This window comes from Paenibacillus sp. FSL R5-0701 (genome assembly GCF_037973995.1).
Taxonomy (GTDB): Bacteria; Bacillota; Bacilli; order Paenibacillales; family Paenibacillaceae; genus Paenibacillus.
The window spans coordinates 3,368,871-3,387,879 of record NZ_CP150230.1 but is presented as its reverse complement, the minus strand read 5'-3'; the positions used below and the strand labels follow the sequence as shown (position 1 = coordinate 3,387,879).

The following is a 19,009-nucleotide window of genomic DNA, read 5'->3' as shown; positions in this document are numbered from 1 at the left end:
GTTTTGGATATACTTCGGATCTGCAAACAATGCATTACTGTGATTATACGCCAGTTAATTGATCTCTTTACCCGTCCACAATCGAACGCGATCTTTAATCCACTCCGTATACTGCTGTTCCATGGCTACTGCACCTGCATTATCAAGTTCGGCAATCATATTGTCATATATGCCTTCAAAGGCACTTGGAGAGGATGTAATCGCTTCGGCGATCCGTTTCTGAATAATATCCTGCGTTTTCTGATACACAACGTTATAATCCCCGCTATCCGAAGGAATCGGCATATTGTAAGCCGCGCCCCACTCTTTCACCGGAAACTCCTCTTCGGAAGGGAACAAATCCTTCCATGTGGTGATGCCATAACCTTTCAAAGCTTCTTTTTCCTCATCAGAATAACTTTGCTGAATCTGTTCAGGATAATTGGTTGTATAGTAGTTATCCGTTGAATCTTTGACGCCATCCCCGTAGTGAGCACCAAAAATGTAATACAAGCCTACTCCGGTTTCTTTGGTGAATGTGTTATTGTCTTTGTTTTTACGTTCCTGTACATCGGCCGGGATGGTGCGAACACCGTCTTCCACATTATATTGCTCGCCTTCAACGCCCCAGTTTCTCAATACTTGCCCTTCTTCTGAAGACATCCAGTCCAAAAATTTAATAGCCCGGACAGGATCTTCACAATCGACTGTTATGCCAATGCCATAACCATCAAAGCCGATATTCTGGAAGTCTTTCCGCTGAAAACTGTCATCTAGCGTGACCGGATAGAATCCGTAGGTCATATCGTCTTTTCCTGCGCTTTTCAAAGCATTTTCCGCATCACTGAATCCCCAGCTTGGATCAAGCAAGGATAACACGCGACCACTGGCGATTTTGGACTTATACTGGTCATCCTTCTGAACAAAACTGTCCTTGTCCAGCAATCCTTCATTGTACATCTTGTTCAACCACCGGAAATATTCCTTCTCCTCGGGACGTTTGTAATGCAGAACAGCTTCGTAGGTATCCGGATTGATGAAATATTCACCATCTCCAGGTCCTCCAGTAGACATGACAGCGGGATCAGTAACAGTGATCATTCGCCGCCATCCATCTGCACTAAGCGTCAGCGGAATTGTGGGTTGCCCATCATCTGTGGTCGGATGTTTCTCGTAATATTCACGTAGCACATTTTCGAAATCGTTTAAGGTTTTGATCTCAGGATACCCGAGTTCCTTGACTACACGATGTTGAATGGCAGTACCATTCGTCGCATCAAAGCTGACCTGATCGATTGCACCATTCGTTGGAATCCAATAGATTGAAGGATCGTCATTGCTGTATTTCAACCGATTGAAGTGCTCACCGTAGATCTTTTTCAAGTTGGGGGCGTGTTCTTCGATCAGATCCGTCAAATCAATCATTGCCCCCGCATCAACGAGTCTGGTCAAGTTACCTTTGGGGAAAATCAAATCCGGATAATCACCGCTGGCAGCCATTAGGGAAATGCGGTCGTTTCCGCCTCCGCTCGAAATATCGAATTCTGCATCAATGCTTACACCGGTTTCTTCCGTAATTTTTTTCCCTACAGCATCCTGCATTTTGTTCCAGTTGGGACTTGCATCTGCGCCGAAGAAGGTAAATGTGATCGGGCTGTTGGGGTCACTCGTATTTGATTCGGAATTCTCTGCAGCATTTCCGCAACCGGCGGAAACTAACATAACACTTGTTACGAGACATGCTCCTAGCACTTTTGATACGGCTCTCATTATTTTTTTGCCCCCTAAATGATGTTAGTTGTAATAACCAATCCAGACAATACGATGGTTCGCTTTGAAATAGTATACGCTTACATATTCAACCGTTAGTAAACGATTACAACCCTGCCTACCCTATTCCATGTTTAAAGTATAAGGAAGTCTAATCACCCCAACCTTGATTATTAAGCCATGAAAATAGCATGATATAGACATGTGTCTCAGTAAAAATGTGAAGACCAAAAAAGCGATGGTTGCCCATCGCCTCATAAAGCCAAACTACTTTTCAATAATATAATTCCAACGTAAATCCTTGGATTTCTGCTTCAACTTCCCGCAACAATTCCATGACTTGATCAGCGTACTCTCCAAGAATTTCTTTACTTTTCTCGAACCCAATCCATTGAAAAGTAATCGGCATGCTTACAGCCCCAGTCAAGACATCCCATAGAGCGTCCAAATTGCCTCCATAGCTCTCGTCTAACTCCAACTGGTTCTGCAAAATTTGATGAAGCTCTTCCTTGCTATGAAAGTCGTTTCCGTTAATCTGAATGATGCTCATATCATTTCCTCCATTTATTTTAACTGTTCAAATGACTTGTAATGATCTGTCGTCTGGTAGATTAGACCGTCATTGGAGTATAGAATTCGGTCGCTTCCGCGCCGTCCTCCAGAGTAATTTATATCGGCTTCGTACCAGATCCGGCCTTTTTTGTTGGGGAGTAATCCTTCCCGGTTCCTGAACACGTCGCCGCCGATGCTTTTGCCTGGAGCAACTTCTCGCAGGTTACCTTCGCTTGGTTCCCATCCCAGATCTCTTGCCTCTTTCTTGGTAATGTAATTTGGTGGGAGTTCATTATGCTCCGAGATATAGTCGGCAACCTCATCAAATCCCATATCCTCCGAAACTTGAGGTGATCCAAGATCACGCAAAGACTCTGACGTACAACCCGAGAACAATAATGCAGCGAGGATGATCACTAACGTGTAAGCAAATTTTCTGAAAAACATAATCTTTTCTCCTTTTGATGTTCTTGCTCTTGCTGTCTTCCGTTTTGGTGCTATTTCGATGACAATGCTTCTAATGTTAACGATTTGTAGTAATTAAAGCAATTCTGTAAACCAATCATTGAGACAAATCCAATTGGTAAGAACAGCTAAGCCTGCTCTGCTCCATTGATGCATATGCTTATCATTCAACAAAAAAAGCCGCTAAAATAGCGACTTAAATCGTACCACGATCATTACCATTCCATACATTCATTAATACATTATTTTAATTTACCCATCCAGTTCTCTAGGGCTATAACTACCTCTTCCAACTGCTTTTCTTCTGTAATTGCAGGTTGATTATCTCCTTTTTGCATGCCATATGAGCCAAATTGACCGTGATTTCCACCCTCAATACTCACATATGTCGTGTCTTCCGGAAGATTTGCTTTGGCATTCTCCCAGTCTTCCCTGTTAAGCACTCCGTCATCCGAGCCTGTAATCTGTAAGATAGACAAGTCCGTATTCTTCAAGCTACCTCCTTCATCTGCATAAGAAGCCAGGAAAAAGACGCCTTCCAACTTCTCATTGTGCTCGGCCGCATACCGTGATGCAAATGACCCTCCCAACGAATGGCCACCAATAACAAACGCTTCGTCAGGATGTTCCTCGATAAAGGAATCAGCCTTGTTCTGACCGAAAATCGCCAAGTTTATTGGCATGTTCGCAATGTATACGCGGTGACCCTGTTCTGCCATTTCTCTGGCAAGCGGAGAATAACTTTCAGGTTTAACCAGACCGCCTGGATAAAAAATAATATTCGGTTGGGTTATCTCTGTACCCACGGGTTCAAATCGGTAACCGTCCTTAATCTTGGCTACATTAACCTGAGCATCACTTGTCATCGCAGTTTCAGCTCGCTCAGAGGGACTATACGTTACCGAATTAAGATATACGACAACGCCCGCCACAATAATAACGATGGACAAGATAGTCCACATAATTATTTTTTTCCATTTGTTAGTACGTTGTGCAGTTTTCAACCTTAAAACCACCTTAGTATGAGGATAATGATATGTCTTTTTTAACTCTACATAATTATACTTACCGGTAAGTATAATTACAAGATGATTTTGCTAACTATCGTTATTTGTCATAATATATTCATGGAGGGAAATTCAATGACAGAAAAATCACCCAAACGATTGCCTGGAAGACCCAAACATGGCAACGACGATATCTCAATTCAGCAAACCATTATTCAAATTGCTTCACAGTTATTCATGGAGTATGGCTACGAAACAGTCACGCTTCAGCAAATTGGCAAAACATGTAGCGTGTCGAAACCAACCATTTATTATCATTTCACCAGCAAACCAGAGCTTTTTAAGGTTGCCTTTACAACAATGTTACAGAATGTGAGCCGGTTAACCTCGCATATCCTTGATCAAGCCGAGAATCTGGAGTCGGGGCTTGTTCGTCTGGCAGAGGCCAGACTGGGTAATCCACATGCGGAGATTGAAACCATGCTCAGAGAAGCTGAACCTTTTCTTGAACCAGCTCAAATTCAGGATATACGCAACGCCGAGCATCAGATTCACGAAGTGTTAGCCTCCCATTTCCAACGGGCAATGGATGAAAACAGAATACGGACGGACGATCCGTTTTTCCTGGCAGAGACCTTCTCGACATTGATGTTAATGGGTAATCGGGAAGATAACCTGCATAAATATGGTTCCAATCTTTCATTGGGCCAAAAGCTAGTAGATATTTTCATTCGCGGAGCGCAGTAAAACATCAGGGCAACAAGGAGAGCTGATATGAATATCCCTAGAGGAACCTATGGGTTTCGATTCGCGGAAGACAAGGAGCTCCAACTATGTGTACTGTATGCGGCTGGATGTGATTCAATAACCGATCCTTCTTATCATTGGGATGGACTCGAACGTTCGGACGGGCCCCTCCTGTTATTCCAATATACAATCTCGGGTGAAGGTGTGTTTGAGTCGAATAATCGCATTCATCATGTTAGCGCAGGACAAGCTTTTTTGGCTGAAATTCCGGGAGCTCATCGCTATTACTACCATTCAGCATCAAAAGAACCTTGGGAGTTTCTGTTCCTGCTGTTCAGGCCCACTCTTATTCTGCCCCATTGGCGAAAGTTCCTTCGGGAAGCTGGAGAAGTTCCCTATTTACCCGCTGATTGTACACCCATTCGACTGTTGCGGATGATCGTGACAGATGCGGCAACAGGCAGAATCACTGATCCTCTGATCGCATCATCCAGCGTATATCAGTTCATGACAGAGTTGACTCGATTACAGAAAACGACATTGCGCAACAGGGAGAATTGGTCTGAAAACATTCAAATAGCCGTTGAATACATAGAAAACAACTACTCCAAAATGATCAGTATCGATCACCTTGCGGAGCATGTTTCCCTTTCCAAATATCACTTTATACGTCGCTTTTCCTCCAGTACAGGTTTGACCCCAGGTGCTTATCTGACTCGTGTACGTACAGAAAAAGCAATGGAACTGCTGCGCGGAACTACGCTTAGCATTGAAGTCATCGCCGAGCAAGTCGGGTATTCCAGCGGAAGTTATTTTATCAAAGCCTTTCGCAGCATAACCGGCGTTACGCCAGGTGAATTTCGTAGTGGCGGAGAAAGCCTTGTGTACCGTAAATTGTTCTTCGACTAACCGCAATATTTTGCTATTCCACACTCAACATTACTGTAGATATTAATAAAATCCTTTATTATGATGAATTGAGCGAGAGCAATAATTAATCCATAAAGGAGCATTCCCATGAATCATACGCTTGCAGCATCAACTCCACCGCTTGGCTGGAACAGCTGGGATTGTTACGGCGCGGCCGTTACGGAAGACGAAATTCGTGGCAACGCCGAGTACATGGCAGAACATCTTAAAGACTTCGGCTGGAGCTATATTACGGTCGACATTCAATGGTACGAGCCTTTGGCCAATTCTTCGCAATATCGTCCGTTCGTTCCACTCATCATGGATGAATATTCGCGGCTTATGCCTGCCGAGAATCGGTTTCCCTCCGCTGCAGGTGGACAGGGATTTAAGCCATTAGCCGACTACGTTCATAGTCTTGGGCTGCAATTTGGCATTCACATCATGCGCGGTATTCCACGTCAAGCTGCACATGCCGCTACTCCGATCCTGGGCACAACCGCCACTGCGCGCGATATTGCTCATCCGAATTCCATCTGTCCGTGGAATACAGATATGTATGGTGTTGATAGCTCAAAAGAAGGCGCTCAGGCCTACTACGATTCCCTTTTTGAACTGTATGCACAATGGGGCGTTGACTTGGTGAAGGTCGACGATATTGCTGCTTCCAGGCTCTATGACACCCATCAGCCTGAGATCGCAATGATATCCAAAGCGATTGAGCGCTCCGGTCGGCCCATGGTACTAAGTCTCTCTCCTGGCCCTGCTCCGGTGGAATACTCAGAATTCTTGGCTGATCATGCCAACATGTGGCGTGTCACGGACGATTTCTGGGACCTGTGGCCGCTCTTATTGGATATGTTCGACCGCTGCCGGACTTGGCAAGGCTTTCCCAAAGCAGGCTGCTGGCCAGACTGTGATATGTTGCCTTTGGGTCATATCGGTATCCGTTCTGTAGACGGTGGTGGAGCAGATCGCTGGACTCGGTTCACACCTGACGAGCAGTTGACGATGATGTCACTGTGGAGCATCTTTCGTTCCCCGCTCATCTTTGGTGGTGAACTGCGAGATAATGATGACTGGACACTATCCCTGTTGACCAATCGTGAGGTTCTGCGAATGCATCGCGAGAGTTACGGAGCCAGAGAAGCCTTACGCAAAAAAGATCTTATTGTGTGGACTGCCCAGCATGCAGATGGTTCATCTTACGTCGCTGTGTTCAACATCGGTGAGGATGCTCTACCTGTGGATCTGTCCATTGATGAGGTTGGATTGTCCAGCATTACCGAAGGTACCGAATTGTGGAGCCGAGAAGAAGCTGAAATTACAGAGAATTCCTTAGTTACTACTGTACCTGCGCATGGTGTGCGTCTCTATCGGTTTTCCTAAGCTTGCAAAAGAAAAAGAGAGGTCTGTCGTTCATTAGACAGACCTCTCTCTCATTTCAAGTCGTTAAAATGCATTACATAAGCATTTCAGTATGTATCCATGGCTTGAACGGCCAGATGAAATGCTTTGATTCTTCTTTCCAGAAGAGTCTTTTGTGGGCTACCTTCTTTGGACTTGGCATACATGCTCTCAAGAGATGGGAACAATCCCATCAAGACAAGACGAGCTTCTGCGATATCTTCCTCCGTGTAGGGATGAGATTTCTGATTCCATACCTTTTCCAACAGTGCTAGTCCGATGTATAAAGCTTGGAGACGTTTCTGTAGCAATGTCGTGTTATTCCTTTTCTCAGTCATATTCACTAAGGCATTTTCCGATTTTCGGATGGTTGATTGAAAAGCTTTGATGGATTGCAGTTGATCTTCTTGTGACACGTTTTCCAAAGAGTATAGACCTCACTTTCTTGGCTTAGTTATAATCGGTCTTTCTATTAAATCACCTCATAAATATAACAAAAAAAGCCGCTCAAATAGCGACTTTCAATGTGTTCATTCTCGATTCAGTTCTAGAGTACCTTCTCCAAAAAGCTGATCGTCCGTTCATTCTTCGGATTTCCAAATATCTCTTCAGGAGTGCCCTGCTCGACAATATAACCACCATCCATGAAGATCACACGATCAGCTACTTCACGGGCAAAACCCATCTCATGGGTAACGATCATCATCGTCATGCCTTCGCTCGCGAGGTCCTTCATAACACCAAGGACTTCTCCTACCATTTCAGGGTCCAGTGCTGAAGTCGGTTCATCAAATAACATCACATCCGGGTTCATAGCAAGCGCACGAGCGATAGCAACCCGTTGTTTTTGCCCCCCCGAGAGTTGACTGGGAAAACTAGCCGCTTTATCAGACAACCCGACACGATCCAGAAGGCTAAGACCTGTTTTTCGAGCCTCTTCTGCGTTTAAAACCCCTAATTCTCTTGGTGCAAACATTATATTTTTCAATACGTTAAAATGAGGGAATAAGTTAAAATGTTGAAATACCATGCCAATATTTTCACGCGCTTTATTAATGTTGGTTTTAGGATCATTGAGATCCTGATTATCTACAATAACTCGACCAGCTGTGATATCTTCCAATTGGTTGATGCAGCGCAAGAATGTACTTTTTCCCGAACCGGAAGGCCCGATGACACAGACGACTTCTCCTTCGTTGACCGCCACATCAATTCCCTTGAGAACCTGATTTGTGCCGAAACTTTTCTTCAAACCTTCAATTTTTATTTTAGCCACGACGAACCTTCACCTCCAGATAATCAGCAATTTTGGTCAATGTGATGATGACAATCAGGTACATAACCGCAACCGTTAACCAAATGTCAAAAGAGGAGAACGTTCTTGCAATAACAATTTTACCCGATTGTGTCAACTCTACGAGACCAATAACGGACAAGATTGACGTATCCTTCAACGTGATAACCATCTGGTTAATGAAGGACGGAATCATAACCCGCACTGCCTGCGGAATAACAATCTTTATCATCGCTTTGCGATAAGGAAGACCCAATGAACGAGCAGCTTCCATCTGACCACGATCAATCGATTGAATCCCGCCTCGGATAATCTCGGTTACGTACGCCCCTGCATTCAGACTAAGTGTCAGAATAGCCGCCAGGAACAATGGCATCGTGAAGCCCATCGCCTGTGGAATCCCGAAATAGATAAAGAATGCCAGGACAATCAGCGGAATACCGCGGAAGATATCCACAAATACGGTGGCAACACCACGAAGGAATTTGTTCTGTCCCACCTTCATAAATCCGAAAATCAGACCGATGATAAACGCAAAGAAAAGGGACACAATCGTGTATAAAAGTGTGTTTCCCAGACCTTTAAAAAGTGCAGGAAGAGATTTCTGAATTAGCTCCCAGCGACCTTGATTAGCAACAGTCGGAGCGTTCTCACCCAGATATGTTTCGGTAATGCGTTTATACTCACCGTTAGCTTTGATATTGGTTAGACCTGTATTAAACATCTCCAGAAGCTCTTGGTTTTTCCCCTTGCTTACTGCAAAACCGTAAGGAGCGCCTTCTTCTTTGTCGGTAACAATTTTCAAACCGTTGTTCTGATTAACCCCATAGGCCAGTACAGGATAATCTTCAAAACAGGCTACGGAATTACCGGTTTTTACATCTTCATACATTTGGTATGACTCATCAAACGGAACGATCGTAAATCCATACTCTGAAGCGATGGACTCTGCAAAACTAAACCCTTCTGTTCCCGTTTTTACAGCGACCTTTTTACCACGAAGGTCTTCATAACTCTTAATTGTGTCATTGTTGGCACTAACACCCATAACGACACCTGATTCAAAATAAGTATCAGAAAAATCAAATTTTGCTTTTCTTTCATCCGTAATACTCATCCCTGCGATCACACCATCGACTTGATTCGCCTCAAGTGCCTGTACAGCCGCGTTAAATCCCAGGGATTTGATTTGATACTTGAAATTTTGATCTTTCGCGATGGCATCCAGCAAATCCATGTCGATACCAACAAAATCACCATTCTCATCTTCATATTCGAATGGAGCAAATGTGACATCAGTTCCGATAACATAGGTTTTACCGGAATCGGATGCTGCGGCGGCGTTCCCCACCCATCCTGATAGACCGCTCACCAGGAGCAGCATCAGTGAAAGTATAAAAAATGAGATCTTCGTTGTTTTCATGTGTCCTCCCCGTCTCGGTGTTGTCCGAATAATCATTATTTTCTTTGGAATCGGTATTACGGTTATGCTTTTTGTCGATCTTCTGCCCATTTGATTGTTATTATTTACTGTATATTAACAATCAATGCTTTGCCTTTCCACTTGCAACATTTTCCTCCATCATTTTTTCCAACCAGTAAAAGCCTTCTTAATACTTACCCTCCAGGTAAGCTTTGCGAAACCCAATATTACATCGTGAATCTGAAAAAAGGTACTTTTACTTTAAAACGTATTATTTAAAATTTAAAACTCAAAAAAGCCGCGTTATCCGCGACTTTCTGTTGTACAGTTTTTTATCATCTATTAATTTTCTCTGGTTGTCAATACAATCTCGAACTTCGAACCAGCTTCACCCGCGAACACAATAGTTCCGTTCTCAGGCAACACAATTTCGTTTTGTCCACTGACCACTGTATGATTAATGCCTATGCCAGCTTGGTTATATACAGCAAATGCGCTGTTTGCAGACATCTTGACCTTCATTTCTTTACCTGCAGCTGATGCTGGAATCGAATACCATGTGGCATGACCATTCGCTTGAATGGTTGTCTTTGATTGTCTTCCCGTATAGATCGGTTTGATGATGTCTTGAGCAGCATAAACGTTGTCTCCAGCTGTAACGTATTCCACGCCATTTTCCTCATAGAAATTAAACTCCATCGTGTCACGGCCTGCTAATCCAGGAATTTGCAATTGGTTCACAGCTTGGTTAGCTCCAACGATTTTATTCGTGTAGACATAACCCGGTAGCTCATTAAAAGTATGAATGGGAATCATCGGCATCGCTGCGTTGTACAGTGTTGATGTGTATTTTTCATTAACCAACACGTAGGCTTTGCCTTCCCGTTTCTGCCATGCGGCCTTTACTTCTTCCGACAATTCATTGGTTTCAAGCTTTTCTGCCTTATATTCCGAGGAAGCAACTTGCCCAAGCCCAGGAACAGACTGATACGAGCGAGACCACAAATATGTGTTCCCGTTGACTTCCTGAACGAACTTCAGCTTTTCCGTACCCGTCTCATTAACAAATGAGCCATCAGCGGTGTACGTATAGGTCTGATCAGGACTGTTAGGAGACGACAGATTAGATAGCGTTAATTGCCCGTCATCTGTTACGTCCATCTTCATTAACATGTTTGCCCCACCCGCGTACATGCCTGTGTGCTGTGTAAGTTCCTTCGGCATGGTTGTTTTCACCGGTGCATCATGTGATTTCTCCGGCTTACGCTCTGGAATGATATTCTTCTCCTCAAGCGCGCCAAGCAACAGCTCAGTTGCCAGCAATTGATCCGTTGAGCTATGACCACCCGAAGAAGTTACGGCAGCAGCCATATTATACTCCGGTAACACAATCAAGGAGGAATGATAAGTTATTGTATTGCCACCTTTGCTTACTGCCTGGATGCCGTAATCATTAAAAGGAAACAGGTTCACGCTATCCCAGCCTAGGCCGTAACCAATAGAAGAATCGCTTTCTTCTGGCCACATGCCTCTCTTGTATTCTTCTTGCTCCATGGCCTTTACGGATTCCTCCGAAAGAACACCTTCAACCTCACCTGTAAAGATTTTCGAGAACTGAACCAAATCCTCAGCGGTGGAATAGATGCCTCCCGAGGCAATCATATTTGTAGTCTCTAACGGGAGTTGTTCCTCATGCGAAGGGGCGTATGTTGCTGCCATCTGGCTAAAGTCCACAATATCTTGCGGTGTTTTGGTATGCGCCATACCAAGAGGTTCGGTTATGTACCGGTGCATGAAAGTTGTGAAGCTCATGCCGCTGACCCGCTCAACCAGAATTTCAGCCAATGTAAAACCGTCATTACTATACACCGAGTATGCGCCAGGATCGGCCTTCAGATTTTGCGTCGCCAATTGTTCCAGTAATGTATCATGCGCATAGGTATCATTATCTCCAAACAGTATTGCACTGTTACTTGACGTTCCGAGAAGTCCGGATGAATGATTCAGTAGCATACGTGGTGTAATCTGTTGGTAACGCTTGTCTTTCATTTTAAAATCTGAAATATACTTCACGACAGGCTCATCAAGATCGATCTTGCCTTGGTCCACTAGCTTCATTACGGCGGTTGTGAGCATCATCTTGCTGGTTGAACCTATGCCATACATGGTGTCTGAAGAAAGGGGAATATTGTTTTTTAGATCATTTTTGCCTGCCTGACCGGAGATCACAATCTCGCCCTCATCCATCAGTGCGTACTGCACACTTGTCGTAGCGTATGATTCAGTGAGTACCTTGGCCTTTGCGCTTACTGCCTTTTTAGTTAGATCATACGTAGGGCTACTACCGTTACTGGTAGTGGGCGTGGCCATGGCCGACATTGGGGACATCATTGCAAACACCAAGGTTATGGCGGCGATAGACGTTCGTTTCTTTCGTGTCAATCTCATCTTCTCCTGTCTAGTCTATGGATTAGGAATCTCTGTGTAAGTACTCCCGTAGTGTAACCGAAGAAGATGAACTGTCTGTGGCTTGAATATGAATCGAGTATGAACCAAGCAGGATCAACCCAAATAGGTTGGACACACAGTAAAAATCGCTTTAGTCAGCTTTGTTTTGTTTGCAAATTAAACTTTTGCTATAATGGTATATCAATCAATGGAGTGCCAATAACATGACTAAGTACATAAATAAATGCAATCCATAATTCAGCATGAGTAATGGAGTTGAAGCAATGCTAAAAGTTAATCGGAATGACCATCGCCCGATCTGGCAGCAACTTTTGGATCAAGCGATTCATAATATCACAACCGGGAAATGGCAACCAGGCGAATTGCTACTCCCCTCACGCGAACTTGCTCAATTAATTGGTGTTTCACGGTCAACCATACAGATTGTGTACGAGGAATTATTCAGTCGAGGGTATACAGTAACTTCCCGTCGGGCCGGGACAAGGGTTAGTGATTGGACCTATGCACCTCGTTCATCAGAAGGCGTCACGATGCAAGGGCCTATTCCGCCCGAACTGCCTGCACTGAACGAATCGATTGGTCATCTGCATAGTTGGTTTGGCAATAGGGACAATCGCAAAATAGAAATTGATTTTAATCCCCACGAGCCTTATTTAGATGAAAGTTTTACAAAAGCCTGGAGGCAATCCTTTTTGCAAGCTTCCACTGAACCCAATCTGGATCTCTGGGCTTATGGCGATGCCAGAGGGTTACTGGCGTTAAGAGAACAGATTCAGCGTTATTTGTCACTTGAACGAGGCATTCATATCGATGTTGATCAAATCTTGTTAACCTCAGGTGCACAACATAGCATTGATTTAATTGCCCAAGCTCTCTTAAGTGAGGGAGACAGAGCTTCGGTTGAAGATCCCGGCTTCCCTGCCGCTTGGATGGCGATGAAATACCGCCGGATGCAAGTCGATCCCGTTCCGGTTGATGAGTATGGATTATGTGTAGATCATATTCACCCACAGACAAAACTCGTATTTGTCACACCTTCTCATCAATGTGCCGTTGGTGTTATTATGTCGGAGCCTCGCAGGCAACAATTGATGCACTTGGCAGCTCATCATAGATATTGGATTGTTGAGGATGATTACGATAGCGAATTTAGGTACCGTGGAGATCCACTTCCAACTATATTTAGTCAGCAACCTCAGAATACGCTTTATATGATGAGTTTTTCCAAAATGGTTGCACCTGGCATTCGTCTATCGGCTATCATCGGCCCCAAAATAGCCATCGATCGCCTTACTCAAGTTCATGAATTAACCTATCGTCATCTGCCGATTATGGAACAATTAACGCTAACTCATTTTATTGAGCGTGGTCATTTTATGCGCCATATGAGAAGAGTTCGAAACATATATCGACGCAGACACGAAGTCATGACCAAAGCCATTGTTGCTTCTGGGCTAGGCTCACGATTTACATTAAGTGGTGTGGAAACGGGATTACATATGCTTCTAGAATCTGAAACGTCATTTGACGAAGAAGCGCTGACAAATGCTGCCCTTGATCAAGGTGTGCGTGTGTATCCGCTTAGTAGATATTGCTTGGAGAGTCATCGAAAAGGATGGATATTAGGTTTTGCAAAAGTGGATGAGGCGCAGATTGAGGAAGGCATACATCGGCTTGCAAAGATTGTATTATGATGGAGAACTACTCTCCAATCGGATTCGAAAGGATGTTTTTTGTAATGAAAATTTTAGTGTTAGGAGCCACCGGACGGGTTGGAAGTCATTTCGTCTCTAATGCCCTGCGTTCCAATCATCATGTAACTGCACTGGTTAGAAGCCCGGAAAAGGTACAAATCAACGATGACAATTTCATTCTGCATCAAGGAAACGCTCTAGTCAAAGAGGATATTCATCACGCCATACAGGGTGTGGATCTCGTTGTTAGTTCCTTAAGTACCGATGGAACGACTACATTATCGCAATCCATGGGACATATTGTTGAGGCTATGGCTCAGGAGCGTATCAAAAGAATCATTACCATTGGTACAGCAGGAATATTGGAAAGTCGAACGGATCCTGGCTTGCTTCGTTTTCAATCCCCTGAGTCCAAACGTAAGTCAACGCGAGCTGCTGAAGAGCATCTGGAAATGTACAACATTCTGAAGGCTTCAGAGTTAGAATGGACTATCGTGTGTCCTACCTACTTATACGATGGAGAATCTCTTGGTAAGTACCGGGTTGAGCGCGACTACTTGCCTGACGGTGGAACTTCTATATCTGTAATCGATACTGCGGAGTTTGCTTATCAGCAATTAATCTCTGATGAGTATATACAGTCTCGTGTAGGTATAGCCTACTAGCGCGTGTCTTAAATCTCATTTACGGTATATCTCTTCTGTTCAAAAAAGTGAGTTTCAATATAAGCATGGAAAATCAAAGAGCCTGCAATTGTTAGCCATCAGAAACAATTGCAGGCTCTATTTGTGTCTGCTGTTGAGCTATTTAAGCCCTTCATATAAAGGGAATTGCGAAGTAATTTCGCGGACACTACCTAATATTTGATTTTTTACATCCGAGTTCTTTGGATTTTTAAAAGCAAGCCCTATCAGCTGAGCAATTTCTTTCATTTCCCTGGCTCCAAGCCCTCTTGAAGTCATAGCCGGAGTTCCAAAACGAATACCGCTTGTAACCAAAGGACTTGCCGTATCGTGAGGAATTGCATTTTTATTCGCCGTAATCCCTACTTCATCCAGTAAAGCTTCGGCTTCTTTGCCTGTAAGGCCCATAGTTCGTAAGTCAACCAACACGATATGATTATCTGTTCCTCCCGATACAAGGGTGAGTCCTTCATTCAATAAAGTATCTGCCAATACGTTGGCGTTATTCAGAACACCTTCAATATATGTTGTGAAATCGGATTGCAATGCTTCGCCTAATGCCACCGCTTTCCCCGCGATAACGTGCATGAATGGCCCGCCCTGAGTCCCAGGGAATACAGCTTTGTCTATCGCCTTTGCCCAGGACTCCCTGCACAAAATAGCTCCCCCTCGTGGTCCTCGTAAGGTCTTATGTGTGGTAGTTGAAACAAAATGGGCATGTGGTACCGGGTTAGGATGCAAACCTGCCGCAACAATTCCGGCTATATGCGCCATATCTACAAAGAAAAGAGCTCCCACTTCGGCGGCAATCTGGGCAAATAATTCAAACTCAATGGTCCGCGGGTATGCACTTCCACCTGCAACAATCATGCGTGGACGATACTTATAAGCAAGTTTACGTACTTCGTCAAAGTCAATGCGGCCCGTCTGTGCATCGACACCATATGAAACAAAATTGTAAAACCTACCTGAAAAATTAACAGTACTTCCGTGTGTTAGATGACCACCTTGGGATAGATTCATGCCAAGTATTGTATCCCCAATCTCAACCGAGGCAAAATATACTGCCATGTTGGCCTGAGAACCGGAGTGAGGCTGCACATTTGCATGTTCAGCGCCAAAAAGTGCTTTAAGGCGGCTATTTGCTATCTCTTCGACTGTATCGACATGCTCACATCCGCCATAATATCTTCTGCCCGGATACCCCTCTGCATATTTATTGGTCAACACTGAACCGGTTGCTTCCATCACAGCTTGACTCACAAAATTCTCTGATGCAATCAGTTCTATCGTATCCCGCTGCCGTGCAAGCTCTTGCTGAACAGCCTTTCCTATTACTTTATCTTGCTTCTCCAAATGTTTCATGAATATCTTCCTCTCAATATTACGGTTATTTATTCGTTCCAATTTGTTTTTTGGGAAATTTACTATTCATCAGTAGATGTGCCATCATTCCTGCAAACAGTCCCCAAAATGCACCACCCACACCAAGCAAAGTCACATTCGCCGCTGTCGCCAAAAACGTAATCAATGCAGTTTCACGTCCCTTAGGGTCCGTTAATGCATTGGCAAGACTGCCACCGATGGTTCCAAGTAAGGCCAATCCCGCTAGTGTTGCAATAAAGGTAGCAGGAAGAATCAAAAACAGAGCAGCCAATGTTACGCCAAAAATGCCGACAAAAATATAAAAAACACCACAAGCAATACCTGCAATATAACGTTTGGTTGAATCCTCATGTGCATCCTTTCCTGTACAAATCGCTGCTGTAATAGCTGCCACATTAAAAGCATGTGATCCGAATGGGGCTGCAAGAAGCGAACCCAAACCTGTTACAGCCAAAATAGGATTGGCACTTGTCTTGAATCCATCATTACGCAGAACAAGCATTCCGGGCATATACTGCCCTGTCAAGGTAATAATGAACAGCGGTAGCGCAACGCCAAGTAAAGCATTTAACGAAAATGCCGGAACAACAAATACAGGCGATGCGACAGCCAATTGGATCGTACTGAAGTCTGTTTTCCCCATACATATCAAATAAATCAAACCGATTGCCAATATGCCAACAATGGCGTAACGAGAAGTAAACCTTCTTAGCACGATATAGCCTGCAAACAGTACAATCACAAGCAAAGGATCTACCTTCGCCCCTCCAAAGGCCGAAATACCAAACTGTAGTAAAATACCAGCTAACAATCCGGAAGCGATGCCTGGGGGAATAAGTCGAACGAAACGTTCAAACATGCCTGACAAACCTAAAATAATAAATCCGACTGCTGAAATCATGTAAGCGCCAATTGCTTCTGGATAAGGGGTTACCGCTAATGCTGAAACGAGAAACGCCACACCCGGTGTAGACCAGGCTGTAATAATCGGTTCCTTATATCGATAACTGAGCCAAATTCCTGTTACTCCTACCCCAATCGAGATGGACCAAATCCAGGAAGCAGTCATTTCCGGGCTTAAACCAGCCACTTTTGCAGCTTGAAAAACAAGGATAAACGTACCCCCGTAATTAACAATTACGGATATTAAAGCGGCGATCACCGGCGATATCAAATCACGGCCACGTAACGAAGGGGATGCTGTCTTCATATTTAACACTACCTCTCACTTAATCATCGATGCGTGTGTTTTCATTCCAGTAATACTCGTCCGGTAAGTAGCGTTGACCAAATACACTTGTTCCTACACGTATCATTGTAGCTCCTTCTTCAATGGCGACTTGGAAGTCTCCAGACATACCCATCGATAAAATATCCATTTCTACGCGTGGAATAATTTTCTCTTTAATCTGCGTACGGATCTGATTTAACAATCGAAAACAATGTCGTGTTTCTTCGTTTGTCGCATTCAGTTTTCCAATCGTCATTAAACCTTTCACATTCAATGTCTCGAATTGAGACAACTGTTCTACAAGCTCAACGGCTGTTTCTGGAGAGGCACCAAATTTACTTTCTTCGTAGGACGTATTAATTTGCACAAGAATATCTAAGGTCTTATTCTCTTTGAGAAGCTGGTTATGTAACGCTTGACCCAGTTTCAGACGATCTACGGAATGGATGAGAGTAACATATTTAACAACGTCCTTTACTTTATTTGTTTGCAGATGTCCGATAAAATGCCATTCCACCTGCTTGCTTTGTTCCATGAGTGGGAATTTGTCTCGGAGTTCTTGAGCTTTGTTTTCTCCAAACAGGACCTCACCTGCTTGAATAGCTATTTGTAATTTCTCAAGCGGTACCGTTTTGGTCGCGAGCAACAACTTGATGTCCTCGATGTTGCGACCTGAAGCCTGGCAGGCCAATGCCATCTGCTGTCTTACAGTTTGAAGATTTTCTTCTACTATATGTTTCATGTCAGCCACCTTCTTTCTATTCCAAACGGGAATGAATAATTGAGATTAGCTCCTCCTTATGTATTGTGAAGACTGTGTGGAACGTCATGCTAGTATAGCAACGCATGGATTGGATATACATATCCAAAAATGCTCTTTTTGAGCAGTCCAAAACGACAAAGTGGACATTATTCAATTGGGGCACCTCTGTAATATGCTTTTCAATAATCTGATTGATGTGATGCCCACACGCTTCTTCCAAAATGAAAAAAGCCGCTAAATTAGCGGCTTGGTTTAGTTCTATGTTCATGTCCAAGAAGATACATGTTTTATGATGATTTACTCGTTCACATTTTCCTTGGTTACCAGCTTCAATTCAGCAGGAATCGATGACTCCACCTGCTTGCCACTTAATACATCCAGAGCTGCTTGCAGCGCCAGTTGGCCAATCAGTATAGGCTGCTGAGCGACTGTTGCCGTCAATTTCCCATCCTGAATGGATTTGATTGCATCATCATTGCCGTCGAATCCGATGACCGGAATGTCTTTACCTGAGCTTTGAATCGCTTCAATTGCACCAAGTGCCATCTCATCATTATGGGCAAATACTGCCTGCACGTCAGGATTACCCTGAAGCAGATTCTCCATGACATTTAATCCTTTGGACCGATCGAAATCAGCAGATTGTTTGGAAACCACATCGAGTTGCTTGTCAGCCACTTCGTGGAAACCTTTACCCCGTTCTCTTGTTGCGGAAGCGCCAGGTACACCCTCAAGTTCAATGACTTTTGCTCCCTCACCAAGTTGTTCAACAAAGTATTCAGCTGCCATGCGTCCACCTTTAACGTTATCCGATGCCACTAGTGCCGCCACTTCGCCTTTATCGGCGGAGCGATCCAGCGTAATTACAGGAATGCCCACACTATTAGCGGATTGAACCGCTGTGGAGATCGCTGCAGAGTCCGCAGGGTTAATTAGCAGTGCACTAACGCCTTGCTGAATGAGATCATCCACATCATTGGTTTGTTTGGCCGAATCGTTCTGCGCATCCACCACGATGACCTGTATTCCCTGTTTTTTGGCTTCAGCCATGACCCCGTCCTTTAGTGATACAAAGAATGGATTGTTCAGTGTAGATATCGACAAACCTATTTTCTTCTGTCCGTTACTTTTGTTAGGGTTTGGTTTAGCCCATTCTGGTGGCTCCAGAGAGCAACCGGCCAGAACGATGATCATCAGCATACTTATGAGTGTTACAGTCCACTTTTTCAT

Annotated in this window: 17 protein-coding genes; 5 read left to right on the top strand and 12 right to left on the bottom strand. The window is 44.0% G+C overall.

From position 1 onward, the window contains the following. Window positions 1–54: 54 nt before the first annotated feature. The 4 genes from MKZ13_RS15040 to MKZ13_RS15025 all read right to left on the bottom strand — a co-directional run bounded on the left by MKZ13_RS15040 (window position 55) and on the right by MKZ13_RS15025 (window position 3,770). Window positions 55–1,749 carry an ABC transporter substrate-binding protein gene (locus MKZ13_RS15040; RefSeq protein ID WP_339185096.1) on the bottom strand — a complete coding sequence of 565 codons (1,695 nt, stop codon included), beginning with the start codon at window positions 1,747–1,749 and terminating at the stop codon, window positions 55–57. 274 nt (window positions 1,750–2,023) lie between these two features. Then, the gene (locus tag MKZ13_RS15035) at window positions 2,024–2,299 is read right to left on the bottom strand and encodes a barstar family protein (protein ID WP_221821074.1); all 276 of its coding nucleotides are present in this window, start codon (window positions 2,297–2,299) and stop codon (window positions 2,024–2,026) included. A gap of 14 nt (window positions 2,300–2,313) precedes the next feature. Further along, entirely contained in the window at window positions 2,314–2,748 is a 435-nt protein-coding gene (locus MKZ13_RS15030; protein WP_036615937.1) for a ribonuclease domain-containing protein, read from the bottom strand. A gap of 260 nt (window positions 2,749–3,008) precedes the next feature. Next, window positions 3,009–3,770, bottom strand: coding sequence for an alpha/beta hydrolase (locus MKZ13_RS15025; RefSeq protein WP_339185093.1), 762 nt, complete (start codon window positions 3,768–3,770; stop codon window positions 3,009–3,011). Between the two features lie 138 nt (window positions 3,771–3,908). On the opposite strand from MKZ13_RS15025, the gene MKZ13_RS15020 reads away from it, so the two are divergent. The 3 genes from MKZ13_RS15020 to MKZ13_RS15010 all read left to right on the top strand — a co-directional run bounded on the left by MKZ13_RS15020 (window position 3,909) and on the right by MKZ13_RS15010 (window position 6,818). Then, window positions 3,909–4,520, top strand: a complete 612-nt coding sequence (locus MKZ13_RS15020) for a TetR/AcrR family transcriptional regulator (protein ID WP_339185090.1) — start codon at window positions 3,909–3,911, stop codon at window positions 4,518–4,520. Between the two features lie 27 nt (window positions 4,521–4,547). Continuing rightward, complete coding sequence (locus tag MKZ13_RS15015; RefSeq protein ID WP_221821069.1) at window positions 4,548–5,429, top strand: AraC family transcriptional regulator; 882 nt, start codon at window positions 4,548–4,550, stop codon at window positions 5,427–5,429. 108 nt (window positions 5,430–5,537) lie between these two features. After that, complete coding sequence (locus MKZ13_RS15010) at window positions 5,538–6,818, top strand: glycoside hydrolase family 27 protein (RefSeq protein ID WP_339185087.1); 1,281 nt, start codon at window positions 5,538–5,540, stop codon at window positions 6,816–6,818. 86 nt (window positions 6,819–6,904) lie between these two features. On the opposite strand, the gene MKZ13_RS15005 is transcribed toward MKZ13_RS15010, so the two are convergent. The 4 genes from MKZ13_RS15005 to MKZ13_RS14990 form a co-directional block, all read right to left on the bottom strand. Then, window positions 6,905–7,261 (bottom strand): hypothetical protein, encoded by a 357-nt coding sequence (locus MKZ13_RS15005; RefSeq protein WP_339185085.1) that lies wholly within the window; start codon window positions 7,259–7,261, stop codon window positions 6,905–6,907. Window positions 7,262–7,383: 122 nt separating this feature from the next. Continuing rightward, window positions 7,384–8,112 carry an amino acid ABC transporter ATP-binding protein gene (locus MKZ13_RS15000; RefSeq protein ID WP_339185083.1) on the bottom strand — a complete coding sequence of 243 codons (729 nt, stop codon included), beginning with the start codon at window positions 8,110–8,112 and terminating at the stop codon, window positions 7,384–7,386. After that, window positions 8,105–9,553: an amino acid ABC transporter substrate-binding protein/permease gene (locus MKZ13_RS14995; protein WP_339185080.1), complete on the bottom strand. Its 1,449-nt coding sequence runs from the start codon at window positions 9,551–9,553 to the stop codon at window positions 8,105–8,107. Before MKZ13_RS14995 ends, MKZ13_RS15000 begins: the two co-directional genes overlap by 8 nt. A gap of 342 nt (window positions 9,554–9,895) precedes the next feature. Beyond that, window positions 9,896–12,001 carry a serine hydrolase domain-containing protein gene (locus MKZ13_RS14990; protein ID WP_339185077.1) on the bottom strand — a complete coding sequence of 702 codons (2,106 nt, stop codon included), beginning with the start codon at window positions 11,999–12,001 and terminating at the stop codon, window positions 9,896–9,898. Window positions 12,002–12,285: 284 nt separating this feature from the next. On the opposite strand from MKZ13_RS14990, the gene MKZ13_RS14985 reads away from it, so the two are divergent. Both MKZ13_RS14985 and MKZ13_RS14980 read left to right on the top strand, forming a co-directional pair. Next, window positions 12,286–13,716, top strand: a complete 1,431-nt coding sequence (locus MKZ13_RS14985) for a PLP-dependent aminotransferase family protein (RefSeq protein ID WP_339185075.1) — start codon at window positions 12,286–12,288, stop codon at window positions 13,714–13,716. Between the two features lie 44 nt (window positions 13,717–13,760). After that, window positions 13,761–14,381, top strand: a complete 621-nt coding sequence (locus MKZ13_RS14980) for an SDR family oxidoreductase (protein WP_339185073.1) — start codon at window positions 13,761–13,763, stop codon at window positions 14,379–14,381. Window positions 14,382–14,519: 138 nt separating this feature from the next. Here MKZ13_RS14980 and glyA read toward each other — a convergent pair whose 3' ends face one another. The 4 genes from glyA to rbsB all read right to left on the bottom strand — a co-directional run bounded on the left by glyA (window position 14,520) and on the right by rbsB (window position 19,009). Then, entirely contained in the window at window positions 14,520–15,764 is a 1,245-nt protein-coding gene (gene glyA, locus MKZ13_RS14975; protein WP_339185071.1) for a serine hydroxymethyltransferase, read from the bottom strand. 25 nt (window positions 15,765–15,789) lie between these two features. Further along, on the bottom strand, window positions 15,790–16,995 hold the full coding sequence (locus tag MKZ13_RS14970) for a benzoate/H(+) symporter BenE family transporter (protein ID WP_221821053.1): 1,206 nt from the start codon (window positions 16,993–16,995) through the stop codon (window positions 15,790–15,792). A gap of 19 nt (window positions 16,996–17,014) precedes the next feature. Beyond that, entirely contained in the window at window positions 17,015–17,758 is a 744-nt protein-coding gene (locus MKZ13_RS14965; protein ID WP_221821051.1) for a YggS family pyridoxal phosphate-dependent enzyme, read from the bottom strand. A gap of 318 nt (window positions 17,759–18,076) precedes the next feature. Next, entirely contained in the window at window positions 18,077–19,009 is a 933-nt protein-coding gene (gene rbsB, locus MKZ13_RS14960; protein ID WP_036615972.1) for a ribose ABC transporter substrate-binding protein RbsB, read from the bottom strand.

Excerpts from the sequence above, each read along its gene's own strand:
- MKZ13_RS15040 (WP_339185096.1), bottom strand. The coding sequence starts at position 1,749 with ATGAGAGCCGTATCAAAAGTGCTAGGAGCATGTCTCGTAACAAGTGTT.
- MKZ13_RS15035 (WP_221821074.1), bottom strand. The coding sequence starts at position 2,299 with ATGAGCATCATTCAGATTAACGGAAACGACTTTCATAGCAAGGAAGAG.
- MKZ13_RS15030 (WP_036615937.1), bottom strand. The coding sequence starts at position 2,748 with ATGTTTTTCAGAAAATTTGCTTACACGTTAGTGATCATCCTCGCTGCA.
- MKZ13_RS15020 (WP_339185090.1), top strand. The coding sequence starts at position 3,909 with ATGACAGAAAAATCACCCAAACGATTGCCTGGAAGACCCAAACATGGC.
- MKZ13_RS15015 (WP_221821069.1), top strand. The coding sequence starts at position 4,548 with ATGAATATCCCTAGAGGAACCTATGGGTTTCGATTCGCGGAAGACAAG.
- MKZ13_RS15010 (WP_339185087.1), top strand. The coding sequence starts at position 5,538 with ATGAATCATACGCTTGCAGCATCAACTCCACCGCTTGGCTGGAACAGC.
- MKZ13_RS14995 (WP_339185080.1), bottom strand. The coding sequence starts at position 9,553 with ATGAAAACAACGAAGATCTCATTTTTTATACTTTCACTGATGCTGCTC.
- MKZ13_RS14990 (WP_339185077.1), bottom strand. The coding sequence starts at position 12,001 with ATGAGATTGACACGAAAGAAACGAACGTCTATCGCCGCCATAACCTTG.
- MKZ13_RS14985 (WP_339185075.1), top strand. The coding sequence starts at position 12,286 with ATGCTAAAAGTTAATCGGAATGACCATCGCCCGATCTGGCAGCAACTT.
- MKZ13_RS14980 (WP_339185073.1), top strand. The coding sequence starts at position 13,761 with ATGAAAATTTTAGTGTTAGGAGCCACCGGACGGGTTGGAAGTCATTTC.
- glyA (WP_339185071.1), bottom strand. The coding sequence starts at position 15,764 with ATGAAACATTTGGAGAAGCAAGATAAAGTAATAGGAAAGGCTGTTCAG.
- MKZ13_RS14970 (WP_221821053.1), bottom strand. The coding sequence starts at position 16,995 with ATGAAGACAGCATCCCCTTCGTTACGTGGCCGTGATTTGATATCGCCG.
- MKZ13_RS14965 (WP_221821051.1), bottom strand. The coding sequence starts at position 17,758 with ATGAAACATATAGTAGAAGAAAATCTTCAAACTGTAAGACAGCAGATG.
- rbsB (WP_036615972.1), bottom strand. The coding sequence starts at position 19,009 with ATGAAAAAGTGGACTGTAACACTCATAAGTATGCTGATGATCATCGTT.